At 36.6% G+C, this 26,993-nt stretch carries 33 protein-coding genes and 2 pseudogenes; 23 read left to right on the top strand and 12 right to left on the bottom strand.

Features of this window, described 5'->3' with window-relative positions; genetic code table 11:
• The first annotated feature begins 11 nt into the window (after positions 1-11).
• The 22 genes and pseudogenes from KFE94_12440 to KFE94_12335 all read left to right on the top strand — a co-directional run bounded on the left by KFE94_12440 (position 12) and on the right by KFE94_12335 (position 15,244).
• The gene (locus KFE94_12440) at positions 12-452 is read left to right on the top strand and encodes an SRPBCC family protein (GenBank protein UTW65456.1); all 441 of its coding nucleotides are present in this window, start codon (positions 12-14) and stop codon (positions 450-452) included.
• 2 nt (positions 453-454) lie between these two features.
• The gene (locus KFE94_12435) at positions 455-778 is read left to right on the top strand and encodes a hypothetical protein (GenBank protein ID UTW65455.1); all 324 of its coding nucleotides are present in this window, start codon (positions 455-457) and stop codon (positions 776-778) included.
• Between the two features lie 38 nt (positions 779-816).
• Entirely contained in the window at positions 817-1,644 is an 828-nt protein-coding gene (locus KFE94_12430) for a helix-turn-helix transcriptional regulator (GenBank protein ID UTW65454.1), read from the top strand.
• Positions 1,645-1,733: 89 nt separating this feature from the next.
• Positions 1,734-2,276: a YbhB/YbcL family Raf kinase inhibitor-like protein gene (locus tag KFE94_12425; GenBank protein ID UTW65453.1), complete on the top strand. Its 543-nt coding sequence runs from the start codon at positions 1,734-1,736 to the stop codon at positions 2,274-2,276.
• On the top strand, positions 2,276-2,683 hold the full coding sequence (locus KFE94_12420; GenBank protein UTW65452.1) for a VOC family protein: 408 nt from the start codon (positions 2,276-2,278) through the stop codon (positions 2,681-2,683). Before KFE94_12425 ends, KFE94_12420 begins: the two co-directional genes overlap by 1 nt.
• An 89-nt stretch (positions 2,684-2,772) precedes the next feature.
• Positions 2,773-3,570, top strand: a complete 798-nt coding sequence (locus tag KFE94_12415; protein UTW68274.1) for a helix-turn-helix transcriptional regulator — start codon at positions 2,773-2,775, stop codon at positions 3,568-3,570.
• Positions 3,571-3,650: 80 nt separating this feature from the next.
• A complete protein-coding gene (locus tag KFE94_12410) occupies positions 3,651-4,055 on the top strand; it encodes a DUF4345 domain-containing protein (GenBank protein ID UTW65451.1) in 405 nt (134 codons plus the stop codon).
• 11 nt (positions 4,056-4,066) lie between these two features.
• A complete protein-coding gene (locus KFE94_12405) occupies positions 4,067-4,996 on the top strand; it encodes an SDR family NAD(P)-dependent oxidoreductase (GenBank protein ID UTW65450.1) in 930 nt (309 codons plus the stop codon).
• 98 nt (positions 4,997-5,094) lie between these two features.
• Positions 5,095-5,424: pseudogene (locus KFE94_12400) on the top strand (cupin domain-containing protein).
• Between the two features lie 27 nt (positions 5,425-5,451).
• A complete protein-coding gene (locus KFE94_12395) occupies positions 5,452-5,787 on the top strand; it encodes a n-acetylglutamate synthase (GenBank protein ID UTW68273.1) in 336 nt (111 codons plus the stop codon).
• Positions 5,788-5,826: 39 nt separating this feature from the next.
• Entirely contained in the window at positions 5,827-6,366 is a 540-nt protein-coding gene (locus KFE94_12390; protein ID UTW65449.1) for a dihydrofolate reductase, read from the top strand.
• 17 nt (positions 6,367-6,383) lie between these two features.
• Entirely contained in the window at positions 6,384-7,148 is a 765-nt protein-coding gene (locus KFE94_12385) for a DUF3667 domain-containing protein (protein ID UTW65448.1), read from the top strand.
• A gap of 3 nt (positions 7,149-7,151) precedes the next feature.
• Positions 7,152-7,871: a hypothetical protein gene (locus KFE94_12380; protein ID UTW65447.1), complete on the top strand. Its 720-nt coding sequence runs from the start codon at positions 7,152-7,154 to the stop codon at positions 7,869-7,871.
• Position 7,872: 1 nt separating this feature from the next.
• The gene (locus tag KFE94_12375; protein UTW65446.1) at positions 7,873-8,436 is read left to right on the top strand and encodes a Crp/Fnr family transcriptional regulator; all 564 of its coding nucleotides are present in this window, start codon (positions 7,873-7,875) and stop codon (positions 8,434-8,436) included.
• Positions 8,437-8,535: 99 nt separating this feature from the next.
• Positions 8,536-9,411 (top strand): alpha/beta fold hydrolase, encoded by an 876-nt coding sequence (locus KFE94_12370; protein ID UTW65445.1) that lies wholly within the window; start codon positions 8,536-8,538, stop codon positions 9,409-9,411.
• 145 nt (positions 9,412-9,556) lie between these two features.
• Positions 9,557-10,171 carry a hypothetical protein gene (locus KFE94_12365; protein ID UTW65444.1) on the top strand — a complete coding sequence of 205 codons (615 nt, stop codon included), beginning with the start codon at positions 9,557-9,559 and terminating at the stop codon, positions 10,169-10,171.
• 196 nt (positions 10,172-10,367) lie between these two features.
• Complete coding sequence (ygiD, locus tag KFE94_12360; GenBank protein ID UTW65443.1) at positions 10,368-11,198, top strand: 4,5-DOPA dioxygenase extradiol; 831 nt, start codon at positions 10,368-10,370, stop codon at positions 11,196-11,198.
• A 53-nt stretch (positions 11,199-11,251) separates the two neighbouring features.
• Positions 11,252-11,701: a hypothetical protein gene (locus tag KFE94_12355; protein ID UTW65442.1), complete on the top strand. Its 450-nt coding sequence runs from the start codon at positions 11,252-11,254 to the stop codon at positions 11,699-11,701.
• 75 nt (positions 11,702-11,776) lie between these two features.
• Positions 11,777-12,406, top strand: a pseudogene (locus tag KFE94_12350) (GyrI-like domain-containing protein).
• Between the two features lie 128 nt (positions 12,407-12,534).
• Entirely contained in the window at positions 12,535-13,665 is a 1,131-nt protein-coding gene (locus KFE94_12345; GenBank protein ID UTW65441.1) for a hypothetical protein, read from the top strand.
• Between the two features lie 55 nt (positions 13,666-13,720).
• On the top strand, positions 13,721-14,179 hold the full coding sequence (locus KFE94_12340; protein UTW65440.1) for a hypothetical protein: 459 nt from the start codon (positions 13,721-13,723) through the stop codon (positions 14,177-14,179).
• 294 nt (positions 14,180-14,473) lie between these two features.
• Positions 14,474-15,244, top strand: a complete 771-nt coding sequence (locus KFE94_12335) for a hypothetical protein (protein UTW65439.1) — start codon at positions 14,474-14,476, stop codon at positions 15,242-15,244.
• Between the two features lie 8 nt (positions 15,245-15,252).
• On the opposite strand, the gene KFE94_12330 is transcribed toward KFE94_12335, so the two are convergent.
• The 10 genes from KFE94_12330 to KFE94_12285 form a co-directional block, all read right to left on the bottom strand.
• Entirely contained in the window at positions 15,253-17,214 is a 1,962-nt protein-coding gene (locus KFE94_12330; protein ID UTW65438.1) for a T9SS type A sorting domain-containing protein, read from the bottom strand.
• Positions 17,215-17,322: 108 nt separating this feature from the next.
• On the bottom strand, positions 17,323-17,853 hold the full coding sequence (locus KFE94_12325) for an NAD(P)H-dependent oxidoreductase (GenBank protein ID UTW65437.1): 531 nt from the start codon (positions 17,851-17,853) through the stop codon (positions 17,323-17,325).
• Positions 17,854-17,939: 86 nt separating this feature from the next.
• Entirely contained in the window at positions 17,940-18,815 is an 876-nt protein-coding gene (locus KFE94_12320; protein ID UTW65436.1) for a helix-turn-helix domain-containing protein, read from the bottom strand.
• Positions 18,816-18,960: 145 nt separating this feature from the next.
• Positions 18,961-19,617, bottom strand: a complete 657-nt coding sequence (locus tag KFE94_12315) for a YceI family protein (protein UTW65435.1) — start codon at positions 19,615-19,617, stop codon at positions 18,961-18,963.
• A 113-nt stretch (positions 19,618-19,730) separates the two neighbouring features.
• The gene (locus KFE94_12310; protein UTW65434.1) at positions 19,731-20,558 is read right to left on the bottom strand and encodes a pirin family protein; all 828 of its coding nucleotides are present in this window, start codon (positions 20,556-20,558) and stop codon (positions 19,731-19,733) included.
• Between the two features lie 10 nt (positions 20,559-20,568).
• Entirely contained in the window at positions 20,569-21,897 is a 1,329-nt protein-coding gene (locus KFE94_12305) for an MATE family efflux transporter (protein ID UTW65433.1), read from the bottom strand.
• A gap of 9 nt (positions 21,898-21,906) precedes the next feature.
• Positions 21,907-22,761 (bottom strand): pirin family protein, encoded by an 855-nt coding sequence (locus tag KFE94_12300; GenBank protein ID UTW65432.1) that lies wholly within the window; start codon positions 22,759-22,761, stop codon positions 21,907-21,909.
• 132 nt (positions 22,762-22,893) lie between these two features.
• Positions 22,894-23,748: a YitT family protein gene (locus tag KFE94_12295; GenBank protein UTW65431.1), complete on the bottom strand. Its 855-nt coding sequence runs from the start codon at positions 23,746-23,748 to the stop codon at positions 22,894-22,896.
• Positions 23,749-24,176: 428 nt separating this feature from the next.
• Positions 24,177-24,755, bottom strand: a complete 579-nt coding sequence (locus KFE94_12290) for an NAD(P)H-dependent oxidoreductase (GenBank protein ID UTW65430.1) — start codon at positions 24,753-24,755, stop codon at positions 24,177-24,179.
• A gap of 73 nt (positions 24,756-24,828) precedes the next feature.
• Positions 24,829-25,413, bottom strand: a complete 585-nt coding sequence (locus tag KFE94_12285; protein UTW68272.1) for a Crp/Fnr family transcriptional regulator — start codon at positions 25,411-25,413, stop codon at positions 24,829-24,831.
• A gap of 116 nt (positions 25,414-25,529) precedes the next feature.
• Between KFE94_12285 and KFE94_12280 the strand changes: the two genes are divergently transcribed.
• Entirely contained in the window at positions 25,530-26,003 is a 474-nt protein-coding gene (locus tag KFE94_12280; GenBank protein UTW65429.1) for a YHS domain protein, read from the top strand.
• Here KFE94_12280 and KFE94_12275 read toward each other — a convergent pair.
• Both KFE94_12275 and KFE94_12270 read right to left on the bottom strand, forming a co-directional pair.
• Entirely contained in the window at positions 26,000-26,416 is a 417-nt protein-coding gene (locus KFE94_12275; GenBank protein UTW65428.1) for a hypothetical protein, read from the bottom strand. The two genes, KFE94_12280 and KFE94_12275, sit on opposite strands and share 4 nt — an antisense overlap.
• Entirely contained in the window at positions 26,416-26,991 is a 576-nt protein-coding gene (locus KFE94_12270; protein UTW65427.1) for a GNAT family N-acetyltransferase, read from the bottom strand. The genes KFE94_12275 and KFE94_12270 overlap by 1 nt, the downstream gene beginning before the upstream one ends.
• Between the last annotated feature and the right edge of the window lie 2 nt (positions 26,992-26,993).

Raw genomic sequence — 26,993 nt, 5'->3', positions numbered from 1 at the left:
AATGAATTCTTATGAAATTTAATGGGGCTGTAGAAATCGCTAAACCCAGAGCTGAAGTAGTCAAGTATTTTTCTGATCCGGCTTATTTGGGTAAATATCAAGATGGTTTTGTCAAAAAAGAATTTGAGAGCGGAAATGAGGGACAAGATGGAGCCATTTCAAAAATGTATTACCAACAAGGAAATCGAAAACTGGAATTGACCGAAACGATTACGGCCAATCGACTACCTGATACATTTGAAGCGCATTACCATCACATCCATATGGACAATACCATGAAATGTACTTTCGTTGAAATCGATGACCAAAATACACGGTACGAATATGAATTCGAATACACCCGTATCAATTGGTTTATGCCTAAACTCATCGCTATTTTATTTCCGAGTATGTATCGTAAACAAGGCGAAAAATGGATGCGCCAGTTTAAGGAATTCGTTGAAAAGCAATAGTTATGTGGGAAGAGAAACTCAAAATCTATGATGAACTCGTTACCAAATGCCCAAGATTCGAACGCAAAGGCAAAACAGTTCCGCATACTGCTGCTAATGGATATATGTTTTCCATTCTCAACAAAGCAGGAGAATTAGGGATTCGATTTTCGAAAGAGGTACAGAAGAAATACATTGAAGAATTCAATTCCGATATTTTTAAGTCCTACAACTCTGTGATGCAAGGCTATGTTCTGATTCCGGATCAAATGCTTGAAAACTTAGACTTGTTAGCAGAATACCTGAACGAGAGCTATGATTACGTGATGAGTTTAGAGCCGAAATAAAGTATTATATCGTCTCATTGGTAAGTCAAATCTAATTTATGACAAATCGAAAAAGCATCGTTCTACCAAACGCTACCGATTCAGAAATATCATTGGTATTCTATGAAGCGGACATGGATACTATAAAAAGTAAAATCAACTTTACTCAAAATGTATTTAGTTTCCTAATTAGTGGACAAAAAGAGATTTATAATGCTCAAAACCCTAACTATCTCTCGGGAAATGAATTTGCTTTGATTACCACTCCAAATTGCTTAATGACTGAAAAAAAGTCTGCACCTTCGAGACTTTATAAAAGTATTCTCCTTTTTTTCAGCCACAGTATTCTTAATGAATTTAAGTTCACGCATCAACATTTAATCCAAAAACTAGCTTCTTCAAATACACAAGAAGTACTCACTTTTACCTATGATGACTATAGCCATTATTTTAGATCTTCACTGCAACTTTTGTTAGCGAATCGGGAAACTTTAAGTCCGGAAATGTTAAAAGCTAAGTTTACTGAGATCATGCTCTATTTATTAAAGTACGAACCTCTTAAAATGGGAATGTTACTTCAGAACCAGCAACACGACAGGGAATTTGTATTTAAAACTACTATTGAAAATAATTTATATTCTCACCTAGACCTGGAAGAACTTGCTTTTCTCTGTAACATGAGTTTATCCACTTTCAAAAGACATTTCAAGTCATATTATCAAATGTCTCCTCGAAAATATTTCATTCAGAAAAGAATGGAAATGGCAGAATATTTATTGAAAAATGGAGAGCGCCCAAAGGAAGTTTTTCAGCAGGCAGGCTACAAGACACTATCTAATTTCATTAAAGCATATAAAGCTCATTTTAATAAAACTCCTGGCATATAAGTTCAATATGGACTTTTAGGAATACTTTATAACCCTTCATCATGATCTGGCAGGTATAAATTTGCCTCCGAATTCAAACACGATTTACTATGAAAAATTTAATGATTTTATTGATGGTCGGATTTTCCGCAACCTACATTCATGCGCAAACTTTTACTTTAAAAAGTAAGGATCTTGGTGGTCAAATGACCAACGAACAAGTTTTTAATGGCTTTGGCTGTACAGGTGAAAATATTTCACCCCAGTTATCCTGGAAAAATGCTCCAAAAGGGACTAAAAGTTTTGCTATTACAATTTATGATCCTGATGCCCCAACAGGAAGTGGATGGTGGCACTGGGTTGTATTTAATATCCCAGCTGATATTCACCAATTCAAAAGAGGTGCTAGCAATACACTCAATGGACTATTACCTGATGGTTGTATACAAAGCATTACCGATTTTGGTACAGTTGGATACGGTGGTCCATGTCCACCCGAAGGAGATCAAGCGCATAGATATATCATCACCGTATACGCTTTAAACACTGATCATCTGGACTTAGATGCCAATGCGAGCCCTGCATTGGTAGGCTATTATCTGAACTCTACAGCAATTGCTAAAGCATCTATCATTTCATATTTTCAACGTTAATGCGAATTAATAGTATAGACCATATTGTACTAACCGTTCATGATGTAAATAAAACATGTCAGTTTTATACACAAGTACTGGGCATGAAAGAAATCACATTTGGAGAAGGGCGAAAAGCCCTTCTCTTTGGTTCACAAAAAATCAATCTCCATCAAAAAGGAAATGAACTCGAACCAAAAGCGATGCATCCCATATGCGGTTCTTCTGATTTATGCTTGATTTCAACAAATCCGATTGAAGAAATCAAAAAAGAATTAGACCGTAAACAAATACCAACAATCGGAGGAATCTTAAATAGAACAGGGGCTGCCGGACCAATTAAATCCATTTACATTCGTGACCCTGACGGTAACTTAATTGAAATTTCAAATTATATCAATCGCTCAAATTGTATTCGTAGAATGTAGCACAATCACAAAAATTGTGATGTATTTTAGCGCATTGCCAATCAATCATCATGGAATTCAAAGAGCAAGTCATTACGTATAAAGATCGAATCGTTTTTATTCGACTGTCTATGCCTTTCTTCAATCGTACCTTGAAGCATTACGTTGAAGAAGAAGCTTGCTTTATGTTCGTAAATAAAGGTGAAGTCAATGTACGTGCTCCCGAAGATTATCTAAAACTCAACCGGGATACGGCCATGCTGGCTAAATGTCTGAATTACTTCTTTGAGCCTTCTGATAATGATGAACTCTGTAAAGATGGAATTGAGTCTGTGGGTATTTTCTTATATCCTTCTTTAGTGAAAGACCTGTTTGAATTTGATCTTTCCAGTTCGAATTATACCGTGGATTATAATTTAAAACAGGTGCAGGTTGATCGGCTGTTAGAAAATTATAGACAAAGTATTGACATTCTTCTGGACAACCCTGAACTGGCGGATGAAAATATTATTAAGACCAAACTCAGAGAATTTATCCTGTTAATGACCAAGTCTCAACAGGCGCCTTCTCAAATGGATTTTCTGGCAGCACTTTTTAAACCGACTGATACGGCATTTAAAACAGTCATTCAACATAACCTCTATGCCAATCTATCGTTAGAAGAATTATCTGCGCTTAGTCATTTAAGTATCTCCTCCTTTAAACGAAAGTTTAAGGAAGTTTTTAATGAAAGCCCAAAGAAATACATCAATCGGAAGAAAGTAGAAAAAGCCGCAGAGTTGTTAAAATCTGAAAACCTTAGAATCTCGGATATCGCTTACGATGTTGGTTTTGATTCTCTGGCTACTTTTAATCGAAATTTCACTGCAGAATACGGGAAATCCCCTTCGGATTATCGTTTGAGCTAAAATGAGCAGTCTTTGAACTGAAACGAGAAATCTAACCCTTAATCTTCATCGACTTTTGTATCGAACAAAAAATCAAAGTCATGAAGAATTCAAAAACATTAAAAATCTATTTAGTTATTTCAGGATTGTTGCTCACATTTATTGGTGGTGCAACATTGTTGATGCCTGTTGAAATGAAAGCCAGTGCCGGAATTGATATTTCCGGAAATATTAGCGTATTAAATGATATCCGAGCCATGAGTGCCCTATTACTTGGAATCGCACTGATTTCGTTAACTGGCGCTTTCTCAAAAAAGCTTTCTTATACCGCTGCGCTCATGTCTACCCTTACATTTTTGACACTAGGGATCGGTAGAGCCATCAGCATTTTCAGCGATGGAGATCCTGTAGACGGATTGATCAAAGCAACCATTCTGGAATTCGTCCTGGGAATTACCGGAGCCATCCTATTCATCACACAACAAAATAAAGTTAGTAATCAATAAACCATTAAATCATGAATAAGTCAATAATGATTACCGGTGCCAATGCTGGTATTGGTAAAGAAACAGCTAAACAATTAGCATTAAAAAAATCAACAGAAAGAATAGTTCTCGCTTGTCGTAATCCAACCAAAGCGGAAGCCGCCAAAAGGGAACTGGAACAAATCACCAACCGATCCATTTTTGAGATTTTGATCATGGATGTTTCCAAACCGGAGTCAGTTCGCGCAGCGGTTAAAAAACTAAACCAACCGGTTGATGCTTTAATTATGAATGCCGGAGGCACAGGTGGCAGAACTCCTGAAAAAATCACTAAAGATGGCGTTACCAATATTACTGCGGTAAACCTACTAGGTCATGTGGTTCTTTTAGATGAATTACTTAAAGCAGATAAACTTAAAAAAGTAGCGCTTTTTGCCAGTACTGAAGCGGCTCGTGGCATCAAAAAAATGGGAATGAAACGCCCGGATTTAAAAACTTCTTCAGTACAGGAATTTAAGTCGGTGTTTGACGGAACTGCATTTGGAAGTTCATTCGATCCGATGCAAGTGTATGGTGTAGTTAAATATGGAGGTACCATGTGGATGTCATCTATGGCGAGAAAAAACAAAAACATCAGATTCATCAGTATGAGTCCGGGAGGTACACGTGGTACACAAGGATTTGATGACCTCCCATTCTTACAACGCTTTATGTTTAAATATGTGGGGATGCCTATTTTCATGCCTTTGTTAGGCTTATCTCATAGTTTAAGCAAAGGGGCTAAAAGATTTGTCGATGGAATAGAAAATGAAGCATTAAAAAGTGGCACTTTCTACGCCAGTAAAGAAAACGTCCTAACGGGACCAGTGGTGGATCAGAGTGACATTTTTAGCGATCTAAAAATTGAGTCTTATCAAGACAATGCGGCACAAGCGATTTATTCTTTTATCCCCGCAGCGTAATTCGCTTTACGCTTATAAATAAAGTACCAGTACTGGTGCTTTATTTATTTTAAATTTGACCCTATTCTATAACCGATAAAACCATGTTCATTTTATAAATGAAAACTTCTAAAACTAAAAATAACCACTATACCTGGGGCGAAAAATGCAGCGGATGGCATCTGGTCAAAAGTGACCACCTTAGTATCATTGAAGAACGCATGCCTCCACATACCGAGGAAGTTAAACATTACCATCATTTTGCAGAGCAGTTTTTCTACGTTATTGATGGGATCGCTACTTTTGAATTTGAAGATCAAACCATTGACGTCCACGAACGAGAAGGAATTCGGATTCTACCCCAAATCACACATCAGGTTAAAAACATTCACGATTCCGATTTAGAGTTTCTGGTAATTTCTACCCCTTCTACTGTCGGAGATCGAATCGAAGCTCCTTTTACCACTGGCGCTGAAATTAACTATAACGGTAAGAAATTCAAGTCTGTTTCAAATACCGAAAACGGAGAAGTCAGTTCAAAAACTATATTTCATTACCATCAGAAACAAAACATCATCTGGGCGACTTATGGAGGCGGAGAAATTTTGTTCGGTACACTTTCCGGAAGAATTGAAGAAGGAAAACTCATCTTCACTTATCAACATCAGAATTTAGCGGGTGACTTTAAAACCGGAAAATGCGAATCCACCCCAGAAATCATAAATGACATATTATTTCTCAAAGAAAAATGGGAATGGACGTGTGACGACTTTTCCAAAGGAGAATCTATGCTCAAAGAAATCCTATCGTAGCACATAAAACCGTACATTAGTCTACTCAAACAAAATTCCATGGAAACAAAAAACAGTGTATTTATCGCTACCAGTTTAGACGGTTATATTGCAGATCAAAATGGTGATATTGATTGGTTAGACAGCATTCCAAATCCCAATCAGGAAGATATGGGTTATATAGAGTTCACCTCTCAAATTGATGCTCTGGTTATGGGGCGAACCACTTTCGAAACCGTTTGTGGATTTGATATTGAATGGCCTTATCAAAAACCTGTTTTCGTTCTCAGTAAAACCCTAAGAGAAATCCCGGAAAAATATGCAGACAAAGTTTTTCTGGTACAAGGTTCATTAACCGAGGTCCTCAAACAAATTCATGATCAAGGTTATCATCGTTTATACATTGATGGCGGCAAAGTCATTCAAAGTTTTCTACGGGAAGACCTGATTGATGAAATGATCATTTCCACAATCCCGGTTCTTTTAGGTGGAGGTAGTTCTCTTTTTGCTGATATCTCATCTCGCTTAAATTTTGAATGTGTTAAATCAACGGTCTGCCTGGGACAAATCGTTCAAAGTCATTATAAGAGAATCCGATAAAACCAAATCCTGTTTTAATGGTTTGTAAAAACTGTAACCAAAGTATTGAGGGTGAATTTTGTCATCATTGTGGACAAAACGCTCAGGTTCAAAGAATAAATTTTAAATATATCTCAAGTGAATTCTCTTCGAGTATTCTACAAATAAATAATGGATTACTCTATACTGTAAAAGAGCTTTTTACACGTCCGGGTCATTCTATTCGAGAGTTTTTAGAAGGGAAAAGAGTCCGTCATTTTAAACCTTTGGCATTTGTTCTGGTGACCTCAACCATATACGTAATCGCCTCCTATTTGACTGAAGTAAAAACGGTTTTGGCAGATTTCATCTCCGGAATGGCAGGTGCATCAGAATCAAATGATCAAACTACAGCCATTTTTCACGATACTTTGATTTGGTTTGAAAATCATTATGCTTACTCTACACTGTTTACTTTAATATTTTTTTCATTCGCATCATATCTCGTCTTCAAAAAAGACGGCTATAATTATTTTGAACATATTGTCCTCAACTTGTATATCACAGGACAGCAAACCATCATATTCTTATTACTCCATTTCTTCTATCTTATCCTGAACCCTGAAAACTATGTCATGCAATTCATTACCCTATTGGGTTCTGTATTCTATTGCTTTTGGGTATATATTCAATTCTTCCAGAATCGAGGAGTTATAGGCAATATTCTTAGGGTGGCATCCATATATATTTTGACTGCCATATTTATCCTGGCGCTTCTGTTTATTTTTGGAATGCTCACAATAGCCGGATTAAACGCCATGTAAATTATGACCGCTCAGGAAGCTATAGAAAACTTGTACCGTACATTTTCAAAGTACACCCCTGACAATATGCATTATTGTGATTGTGGTTGTATTGATCCAGAAGATGTCAAAAAATTGGCTTCTAAAAAGCTTCGTGAATTAGAAGAAGATGATTTTAGTTCCTATCACGGAAGCGCTATGTATACCTGGGGAGATTTAAACCATTACAAACACTATCTGCCAAGAATTCTGGAATTACATCATCAAAAAGGAGATTCTGTGGTAATGGGGATATTTTATCTTATCAGTAAGCTTAAATATGCAGAATGGGAAACCTGGGATGCAGCTGAAGTAAATGCCATTAAAGATTTTATTTATGCCGATTGGCTCGTATTTATCAATAAAAATGAATCCTATGTAGATTATAACAGTTTTGAATACTATTCCTTCTTTTTCGATCTGGAAGATTTAATCCATGTTTGGGATCTTTCTCAAAAACAAAATGCGCTTAAAAACTTTGTCCAATTCTTTTACTCTAATGGATTCCAGCTATTCCAAAAAGGGCTTAAAATAAATGGTGTTCAACGTAACGATATCATAGACCAACTTCTTTCGAAGCAGGATTTACTTCTAATATTAGAAACGGAGTTTTTTAAGGTTTCTGAAAACGATCCGGAATACGCACAACAAATCTCAGTTGTACTGCAAACGATTGAAATGGAATTAAAAGACTCAAATTCGTAATATGCTTAAAGAATTCCTTTCTCAAGTCCATTCGGTAGATGATGCTATCTTGGACGAATATATTTCGCACTGGACCCCATACAGTGTTCCCAAACGCACCATCATGACCTGGGAAGGTGATACCGAACGCTACATGTATTTTGTACTGGAAGGGATTCAAAAATCATATTATATCAATGGAGATAAAGAACATATTATCGCATTTACCTATCCCCCATCATTCACAGGAATTCCAGAATCATTTCTAAATCAGAGTCCATCCAGGTATTTTTTAACCACAATTACAGAAAGTAAATTCATCCGTATTTCATTTGAAAAACATCAGGAGCTGATGCAAAAGCATAGACCGATAGAAACCCTATTTAGAAAAGCCACCGAAATATTATTGATTGATACATTGAATCGCTACTACGAACTCATGGCTTTGGATATTGAAAGTCGCTTTAAAGTTTTTACTTCCAGAAGTCCTCATCTGTTACAAATGATTTCTCAAAAAGATTTAGCTTCTTATTTAAGAATCGACCCGAGTAATTTTAGCAAACTGCTTAAGACAATTAAAATCTAAAATCTTGATATAAACCAAGATTTGGTGAATCGTATTCAAGGACATTTGTTTCAAAATCATTCCATGAAACATTTGTTTATCATCTCCATACTTTTCATCATGAATTCATCTATCAAATCACAAGACTGGTTAGACACTACCTTATACCCTTTTGAACATCATTTCATCCAACTGGAAACCGGAAAAATGCATTACGTGGATCAAGGTTCCGGAGAGGTGATTCTTTTTATTCATGGCACTCCAACCTGGTCATTTTTATATCGAGATTTTATTACCTCACTTTCTACAAAATATCGATGTATCGCTCCGGACCATATTGGTTTTGGTCTATCAGAAAAACCAGAAAATTTTGAAAGTACACCTCAGGCTCATTCAAAAAACCTTGATGAATTTATCCATAAACTAAACCTTAAAAACATGACTCTGGTCGTACATGATTTTGGTGGTCCCATTGGTCTATCAGCTGCAATTCAAAATAACGATCGGATTAAAAGAGTTGTGCTATTGAATACCTGGTTATGGGAAACCCAAACAAACCCTGCTGCTCAAAAGGTCAATAACATTCTTCAATCCGGATTGGGCAAGTTTCTTTACCTCCGATTGAATTTCTCTCCAAAGGTCCTCCTCAAAAAAGGATTCTATGATCAAGGGAATTTGTCTAAAGAAGTACACCAACAATACATCTCCCCTTTTCCCAATAAATCATCCCGATGGTCACTCCTACGAATCGGACAGTCATTAATAGGTGCTTCTGATTGGTACCAGCAGCAATGGGAACAGTTACATGTTTTGGAAGATAAACCGTGGCTCATCATATGGGGCATGCAAGATTCATTCATCACTCCCGAGTATTTGAAAAAATGGACCCATCGATTACCAAAAGCACGAGTCGTATTATTTGAATGTGGACACTTTGTTCAGGAAGAAGCTACATCTCAATCTATTCATGAAATTGAAAATTTTATGAATCCGTAATGATCCGATAACCTCTAAGAACAATAAAAATGTACTTTCGTCATCTGATGATGATCGTTTATGCAGTGAGTGAATAAAATGATAATTCCAATATCCCTAGCTTAAACAGATTCTACTATAATTCTAATATTTTAAATTCAGATTGATGAAAATTAAACACGCACTTTTATTTACGCTACTCCTAACAATTTCAAACTTTTCATTTGCGCAAAACTACATGGATAAAATCGCAGAAACGACCTGTGAATGTTTTGACAAACTACCTGATACACTAAGTATCGAACAGTATAAAATGAAACTAGGACTTTGTCTTTTAGAAGCGGCTTCTCCTTACCAAAAACAATTGAAAAAAGATTACAAGATTAACTTTGATAAGATAGAGACTCAGGGTGAAGAACTCGGACGTATTATTGGACTTAAAATGGCTACGACCTGCCCGGATGCGCTATTAAAACTAATGGGCAAAACAGGAGAAATTAGTGATTCGGAAGAAGAAACTTCTGAAAATGTAGTCACAGGCCAAATCACCCAAATCTCTGATGATTCATTTGTGATTTTTTCTGTAAAAGATGAAAAGGGTAAGATTTCAAAGTTTTACTGGTTTACATTCATTGAATCCAATGTTGAACTATCTAACATCTATAAAACACTAACGGATAAAAAAGTGTTTATCACTTTCACAACACAGGAATTCTTTGACACTAAATTGGGAGAATATCGCAACTTTAAGATCATTCAAAATCTGAATGTTATAGAATAAATCTATTCCTATAAAGAATTGTGAAAAGCTAACTTACATCTGTAGGTTAGCTTTTTCTTTTGCACTTCATTTCTTAATCTACATTAATGCAGATGGTTCTGAAATCATTCACTTTTGTATCGTTAATTTGATTCCAGTGAAACGAAGATCATTTCTAAAAATAGCAGGTATATCTGCATCATCAACATTATTTGGCATGAACAAGCTCAGCGAACTAGAAAAACTATCTCAAAATTTTGCGGCAACTCCCCAAATGCCGGTTTTGTTTTTAGGTCACGGAAGTCCTATGAATGCGATTGAGGAAAATGAATTTGTTCAGGGTTTTCAAAACATCTCAAAAACACTTCCCACACCAAATGCCATTTTATGCATCTCAGCGCACTGGTACATCAGAGGCACAAAATTGACCGCTATGGAAATGCCACGTACCATTTATGATTTCGGTGGTTTTCCTGATGAATTGTATCAAGTTAAATATCCGGCTAAAGGATCTCCTGAATTGGCTTCGGATACACAAAAACTTATTACATCTACCCATGTAGATCTGGATCATGAATGGGGATTAGATCATGGGGCATGGACGGTGATCAAACATCTATATCCGGATGCCAACATTCCGGTAATTCAAATGAGTATCGATCGAACACAACCTGCTTCATATCACTATGAATTGGCGCAACAACTACGCTCTTTAAGAGACAAAGGTGTCCTAATCATCGGAAGTGGAAATATCGTTCATAACCTGAGAATGGTTGATTTTAGAAATGCACATGTAGATAATTACGGATTTGACTGGGCCAGAGAAGTACGTGCTCAGGTTAATCAGTTTATGATTGATGGAGACCATCAATCCTTGATTAATTACCACAAAGCCGGAAAAGCCTGGCAATTGGCCATTCCTACCCCAGATCATTATCTGCCTTTGATTTATTCGCTGGGGCTTCAGAATAAAAACGAATCTGTGCAATTATTTAATGATAAAATGCTTGCAGGAAGTTTGAGTATGACCTCAGTTAAAATTGGATAATTCCGAACCTACCAGGTGATAAAACACTATCTTTATCACCCAATCCAATTATTATGAAGCCTATCGTTTTTACTATTGTTGGTGCTGTAATGCTCTTCTTTGCATCGTGCAAAAAAGATACTCCAAGTGCGCCTTCTCCACCACCCACAACACCTAAAGCCAATGAAATCAACACACATATAGATGGACAAGCCTGGTCAGGAGCTATTTTAAGTTGGGCAGTGTCTGGCGGCACGCGACAATTAAATGCTACCTCAAATCCCACAAGCATTCAGATTTTTATGCCTGAGGATACGACCGGAACTTTTAATGCCTCAGATAATATAATTACCATATCTTATAATGATGGCACCACCACCTGGAGCAATAACGTTGCCGGGCAAGTGACAATTACCGCTAATTCAGATGAACATGTGGAAGGTTCTTTTGAGATGACTCTGGCATCCTATTTTAATTCCGATACACTGGAATTAACTTCAGGAACATTTTATTACAAACAATAGCTCAAAGAGAAACAAAAATTCCACAATTAAATATTTAATTACTTATTTATTTCATTTAGCCAATAACATTTCATCATGAAGCACGAATGGAGAAAAAAAGAAAAATCTGTTTACTTGCCTAAAACCAAACCTGAAATTGTAAAAATCCCGGAATATCAGTTTGTCGTTATTAGCGGAGCAGGTAATCCCAATGGAGACTTCTTTGCAGAGTGCATTCAGGTCCTCTACAGTATCTCATACGGATTAAAAATGAACCTCAAAAAAGAAGTTTCAAAACCTAAAAACTATATGGACTGGACGGTTTATCCACTAGAAGGTATTTGGGATATTACGGATGAAGCCAAACAAAACTTCAATGGCAAAATCAACAAGGATGATCTGGTTTTTGACTTAATGATCAGACAACCGGATTTCATAGATCAGACATACTTTGATCAAATCCTGGAATCTGTCAAACAAAAGAAACCACATAGACTATTGGATCAGGTTCGTTTAGAGAAAATCACGGATGGCCACTGTATTCAAATGATGCATATGGGAAGTTATGATGATGAACCAGCAAGTTTTAAAATCATGGAAGAGTTTGCAGCGCAGAATAACGTGATTCGAAAATAGAAAAAACATAGAGAAATTTATCTATCCGACTTTAGAAAAGTTCCGGTAGAGAAATTAAAAACTGTTCTGCGTTTTCAGCTAGATGACTGATCCGTTTATCCATAAAAATATCCACTAACGGACGTCTCATTCGTTTTTAGGTTAACGACCTGTTAATTTTATTTTTTGAGTTTAAATAGCAGCTACTTTTAGGCGGTAAACTCGAAAAATATATCACAATGCACACAAAACTTATTTTATTTCTAGGCCTGATCATTACTAACATCTCACTTGGACAAATCACAATTAATCGTAACCTCAACATTGAACTATCAGAAGATAGCCTTACTGCCATTCAACTGGAAAACTCTTTAAATGCATTCTTAACCGAAGCTCAAAATGATTCCTTTTCAGATACATATGTAGATTCAAATCATCTGGAACGTCATGGATTCTTTTTTGCTAAATTTTCCAGAATCGGAAAGAACTCCAGCTGGACATTTCACCAACCCAGTGTTTTAAAATCTTATGACATGGGAAATGGAAATTATAAAGTAACCATTTCATTTACCGGAATAAAAGATGATGTTCCATTTGTGTATCAGGTTACTGAGATTTTAGCAGTACCTGTTGAAGATCATTATCAATTCTATTGCCTCTTTGATGAAAACACCAGAAACTTTAAAACCAGAAAATTCAATGACGTAACGTATCATTACAGTGGAGCCATCAATGATTCCAAAGCACAAGAATTCACTGAGTTTAAAGATGAATTGACTAAACTTACCGGAACTCCTAAATCTCATTTGGACTACTACTGTTTCGAGAGTCTTGATGAATTATTAAAATCTCATGGATTTCTTTACAGTGCCAGACAATGCAACTTCTTATGTCACGATTTGGGTTTTATGGATCAAAATGCACAGGTTTATGTTACAGGTACCGCAAACGAAAATTACTCATTCGGATATGTAGCAGATTACATTTACTATAATCTTCCCAATCCTGACGATATGTACTGGCCGTTCATGCAAGGAGTTTCCACTTATTATGGCGGATATGGTTTAAGCTATGATTCTATGGATGATCTTAAAAAACAATTCCGTGATGCACTCAAACAAAATCCGGATATCGACTTTTTAGAGGAATTTAAAAAAGGCAGAAAATCTGCTGTAAATCGTCACTACTCCTATTATGTCATGAGCGCATTTTTATGCGAAGAAGTCATGCGTAAAAAAGGGTTTGATGATGTGATGACTTTAGTTTACTCTGGTGATAATGGAGAACTTTTCTTTGAAAACCTCCATAAGGTTATGGGGATAGATGAATCTGATTTTCATAAAACTATTTTAAGATTGATTGAGGCGTAACCTTAAAGGCACATAATATTATTTGTACATTAGTGATCCTTAACTACTATCTCTAATGGAAAGCAAGAATATACGCACCGCATTATCCGGTATCTTTATTTATTTCATCTTCAAACTGATACTACAAGTATCGACAAAGCTTTTATTATGTGCAAATATGATGATCTCAAAAATTGAAAATGAAAATATTTTAATCGGGGTTATTAGCTTAATGGGTATCATGTCTCTTGGAATACTAACGATTTTATATCGCAAATTTTTAGGGAACAATACTCCAAATATAAGGACGGTGTATTATCTACTTTTTTTATTTCTTCTATTGTATGCGGCAAATTTAGCGACCGGAAAACTTTATGGTTTACTTATCGTTGAGTCAGAAACAGAACGCATTCTAGCACTAGAGCATTTCGCTTTAAATCAGACTTTAAACACTATATTTCAAATATTAGCGTTGGTTCTTTTATTCTGGAAAATGCACCGCACCAATAACAGTAACATTGAAAGTCCCTTATGAAAGTAATTCTTGCTCTTCAAATAATACTCTCTAGTGTTTTATACTCACTAAGTGAGGGTGATAAATGTGACACTAATGCGACTATAATTGGTCGAGATATAAATAAATGTAGATGTTGTTGGGGATGACAAATCAAAATAGATGATAAAATCTACTTAACCGATGAAATACCTCAATTGGATCTTGAAGTTAATAGTGAACTAAAATAGAACCACCGATTCAGGTTAAAATTGGATATGTACTGGTAAAAGATCCTTGTAATAACAGGATAATCATAAAATGTCTCGAAACTAAATGATAAAGTTAATCTCCATAACCGCTGCTTTATTTTTTGTTTTCAATAGCTATGCACAGACCAGAACTGTTCATGTTTTTGTGGCTTTATGTGACAATGAGCATCAGGGAATTGTTCCGGTACCTGCTAAAATTGGAAATGGCAAAGACCCACGATTGAATTTATACTGGGGGGCTGGTTACGGAGTAAAATCTTTCTTTCATTTAAAGACTCAGGATTGGAAGCTTATCCGCAAGGTAGCGTCTTCCAATCCTTACATTTTAGATCGATTGCTTTTTAAACATGCCACACAGGATGTCTACCTATTGGCGGATGCCTATGATGGGGAACAAATCAAACTCTGCATTGAAAACTTCCTGAAAGCCTCCAATGCACAAAATCCAATTACCATACAAGAAAATGGAACCAACTTATCATTTGGTGGTGGTGCTGACCTCATCACCTACGTGGGGCATGATGGACTCATGGATTTTGATATAAACGTCACTTACAATGAAGTGACTTCTAAAAAGAAAGATGTGATTATCCTGGCATGTTATAGCAGAGCTTTTTTCTCTCCTGAAATTAAACAAGCACAAGCTCGCCCTATTTTATGGACCACGCACCTTATGGCGCCCGAAGCATACACCTTGAAAGCTGCTTTAGATGGATGGATCAATAACGAAACCGGAAATCAAATTGATGAAAGAGCTGCTCAAGCTTATAACAAGTATCAAAAGTGCGGGATTAATGGAGCCCGAAATTTGTTCACTACAGGGTTTAAAAACTAACCCAATTCCTATAAATCTGAGATAGTAATCACCTTCCGCTGTATGCCCTTTGAACTTTCTAAACTCAAAATATAAACCCCAGAATTCAGATGACTTAAGTCCAAATGAATCATTACATCTGCATTTCTCATCTCATCAATCTTAAAGAGTAATTTTCCAGACACATCATACACTTTGAATTCCAGATTTTGCTGCTGAAAATCGCCATTTAAATGCACCTTAAAATGTCCATTTCCGGGATTCGGATAAACTTGTAAATCAGTAGTCTCTAATTCTGGAACACCTACGACCAGATTCTGATTTAATCGTGTTTCCTTTAAAATCCAGTTATTGGGATCCATAAAAATCATCAGCACCGGTTTCATATTTGTAAACTCATACTCTTCCAGTTTGTGGTTATTCATCACTTTAACCGTACTATCCGATCCATCTGAAAATATAAGTTTGATTTCCATAGGCATCTTAAAGATTTCTCTTCTTCCTTTCAAATCCTGCGTTTGAAGAACCGATAGTTTAAATACACCATTTGGATCATTTTTGAAATTATAATCGTATTCCGGATAGAATTCATCATAAATCCATTGCTCAAAAAAGTAATCCAAACTCTGACCCGAAACATTTTCACAAACCGCTTGAAAATCCTGTGTAGTTGTATGTCCGAAAGCAAAATTCGAACTTGTGGCATAATCGTAAATTGCTGCAAAAAAATCATCATCTCCCATTACGCCTCGGAGCATATGTAAAACATAAGCGCCTTTGTAGTAAATCAAGGTATTAAACACTGCAAAAGGGTCGTCAGCATTGTAATTGTATATGGTCCCACCCGACTTATCCGCAAATTGCAACATGTAAATCTGATAACTTTGAAAACCCTTATCATGTTCCTGATACAGCGCTTCCGAATAGGACGCAAATCCTTCATTTAACCAACCGTCACTCCAGGTTTGACAGGTGATGTAATCTGCAAACCATTGATGTGCCAGTTCATGCACCAATAAATCATCAAACGACTGCTGCCCCATATTATTCACAATGGAATTTGTTTGATTTTCTATTCCACCATAAAATCCCAATTGAGTCATCCCGTATTTTTCATCTTTAAATGGATATGGTCCAAAAATGGTGGAGAAATAATCCATCACATCCTTCATTTGACTGGTACCTAATTGGGCATCCGTCATATGAGAATCAAAAACATAATATTCCAAAGGCATTGCATATCCTACTCCCGAATATGTATCCTGAATTTTTCGGTAATTAGAAATCGCTACCATGACATAATATGGTACGATAGGAGATCGATGCTGCCAGTGAAACGTTTTCTTTCCATTTGCTGTGGAAACATGAGACAACATCCCATTGGAAACTGCAATTACTGGTATAGTATTTACTGTCGTATCCTTAATCGTAATATCTACATAAACAGAATCTGCTTTGTCTTCCGTACCATCTTTACATGGCCACCAGGTATGCGCCAAATAGGGAGTGGATAGCGAAGCAATAATCGGCTCATTCCCGTCATGCATTTCATATCTCAAACCTTTAATTCCTCCTGCTAAAGCAGGCACTCCATGATATTCCACCCACAATTCCATGGTATCCCCCTGATTAAATGTCTGATTACATTGAATCTCCAACACATTATTGGTAAACGTAAACAAATTGGCGACTCCTCCAACCTGATCCACAGCAAAAGTTTGATCCAAATCCAATTTTATGGAAGACACGCCATTCTTTGTGGCAATCAGTTTATAATCTACTCGTCCCTCAATAAAACTGGAATCCATAGCAATTTCCAGGTCTAAATGGTAAAAATTGACATCAAATGAGGAATCATTGGAAATCATTCTGGCACTTCTTTCTCGTGAATCTACTGAATTCAAAAGTTCTTCATGCGGATTACATCTATGGGTTTGCGCTTGTGCACCCACAAACATCAGGATAAACAGAAAGTGAATTATATATTTCATAATTACCTTCTTAGACGATTAAATATACTTAAAGGATGGCATAAAACTAAAGTGCATAAAAAAACCGATAATCAAATTATCGGTTTTTAAATAATATTCTTTTAGCGCTTATAGGGATGCTACCAGTTCTTTTACTAATTTTTCGATGGCTTGTTTATCCGATCCTTCAATTAAAGTTCCTTCCTTAAACTTATCGAAAAAACTAGCTACAGAATGTCCACCAATAACCTGCGCGCCCTGATGTGGCATAATGTTCAACATTTGTCCTAATGCTGATGCGCCACCTCTTCCTCCGGGAGAAGTACTTAAAAATACCACTGGTTTTCCATTATACACTTTACGTCCCATTCGAGATAACCAATCGTGTGTATTCTTCATTACTGCTGGCATAAACCCATTGTGCTCCGGAGTTGATACAATAAATCCATCAGCGGTTCCCATCAATTCAAACAATTGTTTCATGGTATCAGGGTACCCTTCAGCTTCTTCTAAATCCACACCAAACATGGGTGCCGGATAATCTCTTAAACTGATCACTTCCACCTCTGCGCCTTCTACCATTCCGGAGATTGATTTGATTAATTGTTGATTAATGGATTTCGAACTATTACTTCCTGCAAATGCTATAATTTTTTTCATGATTTGGTCTTATTTAATCTTAGAGTTCAAAGGTATTTCATCCCCTCTCTTTCGAAAAGGTAAATTATTGACATTAATGGTAACTTTTAGACAAACGATTTTCGGAATCCATTCGGAGTCATCCCCACATGTTTCTTAAAATACTTGATCATATTGGTGGGTTCATCAAAACCCAATTCGTAGGCGATTTCTTTTACGGGTTTATTCGTACCACGTAACATCCGTTTAATTTCCAATGTTCTTCTTTCATCAATCACCGCCTTTGTGGATACATTGTATTGTTCTTTGACCAATCGGGATAATGTTTTTACCGTTGTGCCCAACTGCTCTACATAAAACTCGACTTTCGTCTCCGTTTTAAAATTATGAGATAACAATTCGTTGAATTTTAATAACATCTCAGAATACACCATGTTTCGGGTATCGCCTCCTTTGGTTTCTTGCTGAATCTGTTCGCATCTAATTAGAAACAATGACAGCGCATGATAAAACCCTTCTTCTCTTGCTACACCATCCCAATTCCCAAAAATCTCAAACATCTGATTACTGATATTTTCTAAAAATTGGGTGTCACTTTCGTTTGGAGAAAGTGTTTGACGTCCGGTGAAATGACAAGCTGCATCAAAATTGAACAGATGCCTTAAATCTTTATTATTTCGGTACACAAAATTGGGTTGAAACGCAATGGATTGCAGTTCGCAAAAATCTTTGAAATGCTCGAAATAATGTAGATTGTCTTTGGATGTCAAAAGAATGGTATTGGGCTTGATCTCGTATTCTTCAAAATCAATGTAATATTTTCCGGTACCCTTTTTAAACCAAAAGATCACGTGAAAATCTCTCAATGATGGGGTAAACAAATCATTCGAACTGATTAATTCGGCATGACTCACAATGGCAAAAGGCAACCCCTTTCCCAGTTTATTGGCTTCGTAAAATGTAACCTGATCTTTTCTTGACATGATGTACTAATGTAATATTTTCAATCTACTTATATCGGTTATTCTTGTTGACGAGTTAAAACAAAAAAGGGGATCCATCGTCATAGTCCCCTTTTCTAAAATTGGGTTTAAATCCTAAGCCCCAACTTTTATAAATTGAAATCGATTATTTTGTAATCTTAACATCTACCGTAAAGTTGATGTCATTTGCGATCAAATAATCAGCTGGTACACCTTCAGTTCCTTCTACGTTGTAAGTTAATCCCCACTCTGTTCTGTCAATCGCAAAGTTTTCTGATTTTACAGCTACTGCTTCGTCAGAAACGTTAACGTTTGCAAGAAAAGAAATACTCTTAGCTACACCTAAAATCGTTAAGTTACCTGTTAATTTAGAATTGTACTCTCCTGTTTGAGCTTCCACTCCGGTTAATTCAAAAGTAGATGTAGGAAATGCTTCAATCTTGAAGAAATCATCACTTTGTAAGTGACCAGTCAATTTCATTTTAGACTCTTCATCTTCAAAATTCTCTACCGTAAATGAAGCCATGTCCATTTCAATCATCGCATTAGCCAACTTGTTATCATTTGTTGAAACTTCAGCTTTACCAATCATGATTTTTCCAAAACGAGGTTGCACTCCACCTAAATGTGCAGCTTTCCAGTCTACGTAACTTCCTTCTGCTACCACAGAATAAGTTTGAGTGGTTTCAGTTGCTTTTACTTCAACTACCTCTGCTTCTTTACTTTCTACTTTTGTTCCGCCATCAGAACAAGATGTTAAAACTGCCCCTAATACAAAAGCAGATAATATTATTCTTTTCATGTTTATATTAATTAATTTAATCCGACAAACGTAATCGAATCGTCCATTTTCAAAAAGGTAAAAAATGGTCATTCGATGATATTTTTGTTACTTTTTTGTGAAATTTTAAGTTTCTATGATTTAAGGTCTCCCCCTATTTTTTTGATGTGTTCCAGACTTCTTAAAAGTGATTCTTCATTGGTATGAATCTGACCTCCATGTGTTACCGATGGATATGATTCCGGCTTAGCTAAAACCACTATAAAATTTGAGTTTTCATTGTGTGCTTCTACCTGTAACACTCCTTCTTTATGTTCCAGGATGGCCATTTTATTATTCTCAATTAATTCTTCATTCAATTTTATGGCCCCGTCACGTGTAAAAACGAATCCTGTAGTTTGACCTTTTGGTGTTTCAAATTTCCAGGTCTCTCCGGCTTTAAGAGAGACATCCAAATAGGTCATTTCTATCGGTAAGTCAATTTTTCCCTTCACCCCCTGATAAGTTCCTGCAAGTACTTTCACATGATCATGAACAGCAATTTCGTCCGATGGTAAATTCTCGTACACTACCTCACTCTCTTCTAGCTCTGGAGGTAACTGAATCCAAAGTTGGTGAATTGACCCCGTCCATTCTCCGGTAGTTTGCGCATTATGTTTTCGATGATAACCTTCTTCATGCCACACTCCTTTTCCGGCACGAATCCATTGCATGCCACCATCATGAATAACTCCAGGATGATCTGCACTGTCCTTATGGTGTAAATCTGTTCCATGAAAATAGGTAATAATTCCGATCCCGGAATGTGGATGATACCCAATGGTAAAACCATCATCTGATCTGGTAAATTTACCCGCATCAAAAAACACCAATGGTTTTAATTCTGTTCTGATGTCAGTGTTCACAATATATTGTATCCCATTTCTAGGTTCTTGAAATTTTAATAATCCTCTCTTTTCCATTTTGATCTAATTATGCTTGATTTAATTTTAATTCTCTTCTAAAAGAAGAGTACGCAATAAGAGTCGTACTCACTTCAGAAATCGGAAAGCCGTACCAGATGCCATCTAACTGAAAAAACAATGGCAGAATAAATAAAGTTGGAATCAATATGATTTGCTTTACCAATGTCAACCAAAGTGCAGGTCGTGCCTTTCCTATAGCCTGAAAATATGCTGTACTGACTTGCTGAATTCCCAATAACGGATATGCTGAGAAAACCCAATACATCACCACAGAAGCCATTAGTATCAGATCAGATTCGTCTGTAAAAACACCTACAATACTTTCAGCACCCAACATGGCCAAAATCATGATTGAAAATGCAATGATTGTAGAACTCAAAAATGATTTATGAATCGCTTCTTTTACCCGGTTTTGCTTCCCAGCGCCATAGTTAAATCCCGCGATGGGCATGAAACCCTGTACGATTCCCATCACCGGAAAAAACGCAAACATGGTAATTCTGATCACCAATCCATATGCAGAAATAGCCAGGTCTCCACCGTATTTCATCAATAGGTTATTGGCAAATACAACTACAATGCTCATGGTCGCCTGACTCAAAAACTGAACAGATCCTAATCCCGCAATTGATTTCACCAATTTGGTGCTCCATTTAAAATCAGAAAGTGAAGGAATTATCTGACTTTTACGCAGTAGAAAAATCACACCTATTATCACTCCAATAGCTTGTGATAACGCGGTAGCCAAAGCTACTCCATTTAATCCCATATCTAAAACGATGATAAAAACAGCGTCCAGGAGAATATTAATAATTGACGGTAAACCCAAAACAATCATGGCCGCTTGCGCATTCCCTTCTGCACGTAAAACATTGTTGAGCATCATCTGTCCCATAAAAAATGGGAGTCCCCAAAGTGTAAAAAAGAAATACTCCTGAGACGCTAATAAAGATGCTCCCCGGGCACCAAACATTTGTAAGATTCCATCATAAAACAGAAACCCAAGGCCCATAATTACTGCACTCAACAAGAGCACTAATAAACTCTGATTTCCAAGAATTTGTTTTGCCCGATTTACATTTCCTTCTCCCAGATTCAAAGAAATTAGTGAGCCTCCGCCCATTCCTATCCCCAAACCAATGGACGAGACTAAAAATGTAATAGGTGAAACAATTGTAATTGCTGCAATACCAATCCCTCCGATATATCTCCCAATAAAAATGGTATCGACCAGGCTATAAATTGATAACACCAAAATTCCTATTCCTGCGGGAATAGCTTGCTGTAACAATAATTTACTGATTCGTTCAGTTCCAAAATTTGAAGTTGCACTCATAATTTCCTTTTATTTAACCGCTCCAAATTTTCCTGCCTGAAAATCTTCAAATGCCTGATCAATTTCCTGTGCGGTATTCATCACAAACGGACCACCCATAACCACCGGTTCATCTATGGGTTTCCCGGACACGATTAACACCTGAGATTTGTCTAATAATTCCAGGTCCAGATGGTCTCCTTCATTATTTAGTGATATGGCTTGATGCTGTGAAATTTCCTGGTCTTCGATTCGAATATTTCCTTTTAAAACATAGATCAACATATTATGATCCGAAGCAATTTCCGAAATAGTCATTTTTTGATTTTGCTTTGAAATGGCATGTAACAATCGTGTTGGCTGAATGGTACGAATTGGACCTTCCAGACCTTCAAATGCGCCTCCTATTACTCTGATTTTTCCATGTTCCAGATCATAAACCGGAATATCATGAACCTTCGCATTGAAGATTCCCGGAATTGACATTTTTTCTTTTGCTGGAAGATTTACCCACAATTGTACTTCGTGAAATAACTGAGAATGTGGATCACTTCTGAAATCTCCACCATGCTGAATTCCACTTCCTGCATTCATTCTTTGCACATCTCCTGAGCGTAATCTTACTTGATTTCCTAACGAATCTTTATGATCCATAATTCCCTCAAAAAGAAATGTTACGGTTTCGAAACCGCGATGCGGATGTGCAGAATCTGAACCATCTACAAAATAATCAGCTCCCACATGTTGTTCCCCAATATGATCTAACATCACAAATGGGTTCATAGATTTTAATTCTCTATTTGGAAATGCACTCTGTCCGCGCACTCCCGGTACTACACCATCAATGGTGGATGGTCCGGATATTGATTTTATTGTTCTTTTCATTGGACTTGTATTGATAGGACAAAACTACCGTGCCCATACAGCCCCAGAAAGGTTAGAAAAAGGGATAAAATGGTAATAAATGGACAAACCATGAAAAAGCCTCACCAAATTTGTTGATGAGGCTTTATCTCTTTATACGCGATAATTGGAATCCAGTACCGAGATATAAGCATCAGAGTCTACTTTATAAATCAACTCTTCAATCGTATGAATTGGCTTATTGGCATTCGTTACCAGAATCATTTTTTCATTACTATCATGGTGAATCAACTTCAAGATTCTTTTATTCATACTTTCATGAGACTCCAATTCTTTCTTAATAGAATTATTCTTTTTTGAGAAAACCAAAACTGTTTGATTCTGATTACTCTTTTTCAAAAAGTGATCAATGGTTTTACTAATAGAGACAATAGCGATGATACAATATGCAGCCATTGTAAAATCTTCAAACACATAGGTTCCCAATAAAACCACAACACCATCTACAATCAAAATCAGAGAACTATATGGTAGTTTCACCCATCTGGAAATAATTCTTACCAAAATATCATTTCCTCCGGTGGTGGCGCCTGCTCCCATGACAATAAACACGGCCAATCCAATCAGAATCCCACCAAATATAGATGATACCAAAACATCATTTACATAGATTCGTCCTCCTGTTAAAACCGATATACCATCGATCAAAACGCTCACCATCACCATGGAAAAGGCCGTTTTTATTCCGGTTTCCTTTCCCAAAACCTTTGCTCCCCACAATAACAAGGGGATATTAATCAACAATGCAATGGTACCTACTGATAAACCACCCAAATGATTGATGACGATACTTAAACCAAAAATCCCACCGGGAACAATATGATGGGGTACAATAAAAACCACGTAACCAATGGCCAATACCAATGATCCTAAAAACACCAAACCATAACTCTTAAGCAAAAGCAAAAGGTTATATGGATTATTATATAGCGCAATTATGTTTTTCATTTTACTCTAGTTCAAAAAAAATCCCTTTGATTATACTTAACCAAAGGGATTCCTCAATTTATATTTCGTTTATTGATTCATTCTCTTTGATATTCGGACCCACATGACAAATGCATCCACATCATATTCCTCTGATGTTTACACATATTATTCACCTGTTTATACTGTTTATTTAACCGTTTTGTCATGACTTCCATTCCTATTTATTTGACCAAAAAAAAGCGTTCAACCTGGTAGAAGAACGCTTTTTCATATTTTTATCTATACGTCTCTACCCTCGATATTGTTTCCAATTCGACTTACACATATGATTATATTGAGACATCCGTTTCATAATTCTGGCGCAAAACTATATTTAGTTTTCAAATTATTTTCAATTTTTCTAAAAAAGAAAACAATTTCTTAAAGTTGCGTTTTATTTAGGACTTTTATTTTCCTTTCATTCCCAACTGTTTGACTTGCGTTAACCATTTCGCTCTTTGTTTTTCGGTCGCGGTTTTAACAATTCCGATATAACACACTTTTACAGGTTTCACTCCGCAAAATTCTAAGGTTCCTTTTTTTAATTGATATACACTGGGTTGGTGATTTATCCATCGGTAATACCATCCCGGTTGATCCATGGTCGCAATGATTCTAGCTGTCTTTCCAGTTAATAATTTATCCCACCAAACGGAATTCTCTCTGGGTTTAAAAGTAAACCCGGGTAAAAACAGTCGATCAATAAATCCCTTGGTTATAGCCGGTAATCCTCCCCACCATACCGGGTGCACCCAGACCATATGATCTGCCCGTTTTATCTTTTCCCAGGCATCTAATAAATCCGGCTCCAATTCCATTCTCTTTTGATAGCCATACTGCAAGTTGGGATTAAAATTTAAATCTGCGATAACGATTTCTTCTAACTGATAGCCAGAAGCCAATGCTCCCTTTTTATAGGCTTCAGCCAAGCCAAAATTCAAACTTTCTTTATGGGGATGTCCATTGATGATCAATATATTTTTCATCTCTAATATTTATGATTTCACACAAAATTAGAGCGCTCATCAGCCAATAAACAGGACATATGTCCATTTCAAATTAATCTATTTCTTTTCGAATTCGGCTTAAATGTCTTGGGGTAATATTTAAATATGAAGCCAAATGTTGAAGCGATACTTCTTGTAATAATTTAGGTTGTTTTTTGATCAAATCGCGATAACGTTTTTTCGCTTTTTCTTTCTGATATGCAAAAATGCGTTGTTCTAATGCAATGTATTGTTGTTCGGCAAAAAACTTTTGTAACCGAATCCAATTTGAACCAGACGCTGTAAGTTTGACTAAATCCTCTTTTCGAATCACCAATAAATGTGTTTCGGTTAGTGCTTGAATATTCTCTGCTGTAGGTTCTCCGGTAATAAATGAACTATAAGCGGTCATCAAGTTTTGAGGAAATGTAAAGCAATAAGTCACCTCTTCTCCATCGTCTTTTGTAAAATAGGAACGTAACATCCCCCGAATCACAAAAACCAGACTGTGACAAGTTCTATCTTCGCTAATAAAATAGTCACCTTTGGACAAGCTTCCATATCGGGTTAGTGCTACAACTTCTTCTATTTCCTGACTACTTAAAATTCCTATTTCCTGAAAATATTGTTGAAGTAAAACTCTTCCTTCTTCTAACATTAAGGCGTTTGCTATTCGGTTCATGATTTCACGTTAATACCCTACAATATTAACATATTGAAATGCGAATTCCATTTTAAATAAATTCTTAATTTTAAGCGTGCAAAAAATTGATTATGAAAATTTTAAAAATTATTAGCATCACCATACTTTTCCTGTTTGTCTTTATCTTCGGATACACCCGTTTGGAACGTATTACTCCTTTAAACTTTGTAGACCATAATGAAATCAATCACGGTGTTTTTTCAGACATTGCCATCCATGGTTATGATCCGGTGAGTTACCACACTGAAAACAAAGCCGTAGAAGGAAGATCAGATATCACCTTAGAATGGCATGGTGCTGTATGGCAATTTGCTACAGAGCACAATCGTTCTCAATTTGAAGCCAGTCCTGAGAAATACGCCCCACTATTTGGAGGATATTGTGCCTTCGCTGGAAGTAAAGGATTTACAGCTGATACAGATCCAAGTGTTTTTGAAATTATCGATGGACAACTCATCCTATTCGCGGCTGATGATGTGAGAAAAGAATGGATGAAAGATCCGGAAACTAACATGAATACCTGCCACAAAAACTGGGAAGATTAATTGAAATAGCGCTTATAAATGATAGCCCCAAATTGAAACCCTAACAAAATAAACCCGGGATAATATAATTCTGATACATCCATGGATTCTATGGCACTTAAAAGAATTCCATTAATTACAATAGAGATTCCTCCAATGACATATGCACCTATTTTGTTTTTGGAATACACCGAAAACGCAATCCAAAACAAAAGCCAGGATAATACATATGGGAGTCCGTGAACTGCAAACATTACAGTACAAGTCCCACCATCACAACCTCCATTTCCATATTGACTGGCGCCATACATAAAACAGACCCATCCAATGACAATGAGCGCCAGGCGCTCTATTACCGGCCTGGGAAATGCCCGTTTTAATCGCGCTTTAAAGTTGTCGATTACATCGTCTAATGGATCTCTTTCCTGTTCCATCAGATTCTGGTAAATTTTTCAGCACCTTTATGTAGGGTATACACCGCCATATCATCAAATCTATCATTAAAATAAACCCGATTTTTGAAATGTGCTTCTTTTACAAAACCCAATTGCTCCATGACGTATATCGCCCCTCGATTATCCGGGGAGACTTTAGCCTCAATGGTCTGTAAATTCATGGTGTTTAATCCGTAATTCAAAATAGCTTCAACCGCTTCCTGTGCAATATGCTTTCCCCAGTATTTCACGTCCATCTCCCCTCCAATCTCCGCTCTCAGGTTATACCGATCGATAGAATTAAACCCACAGGTGCCGATAATTTTCTTTTGATCTCGCAATACTCCTGCCCATCCAATGACTTGTTTGTTTTGATAAGCAGCTCGTGTTTTCTCCACTAATTCTTTAGCGGCTTTATATTCGGTCATTTGCGGCCTGGGGATAAACTGATTGACACGCCCATTGGCACGCATTTCATAAATAGCTTGTGCATCTTCCAATAGGATTTCACGCAACTCCAATCTAGGAGTACGCAATATGGGAAACGTTTCAAAACAATCAGAATTAATTTCCATTT

Source organism: bacterium SCSIO 12643 (genome assembly GCA_024398135.1).
GTDB lineage: Bacteria > Bacteroidota > Bacteroidia > Flavobacteriales_G > Salibacteraceae > CAJXZP01.
Note: the sequence above shows the minus strand (reverse complement) of the source record. Positions and strands in the feature narration are given on the sequence as shown.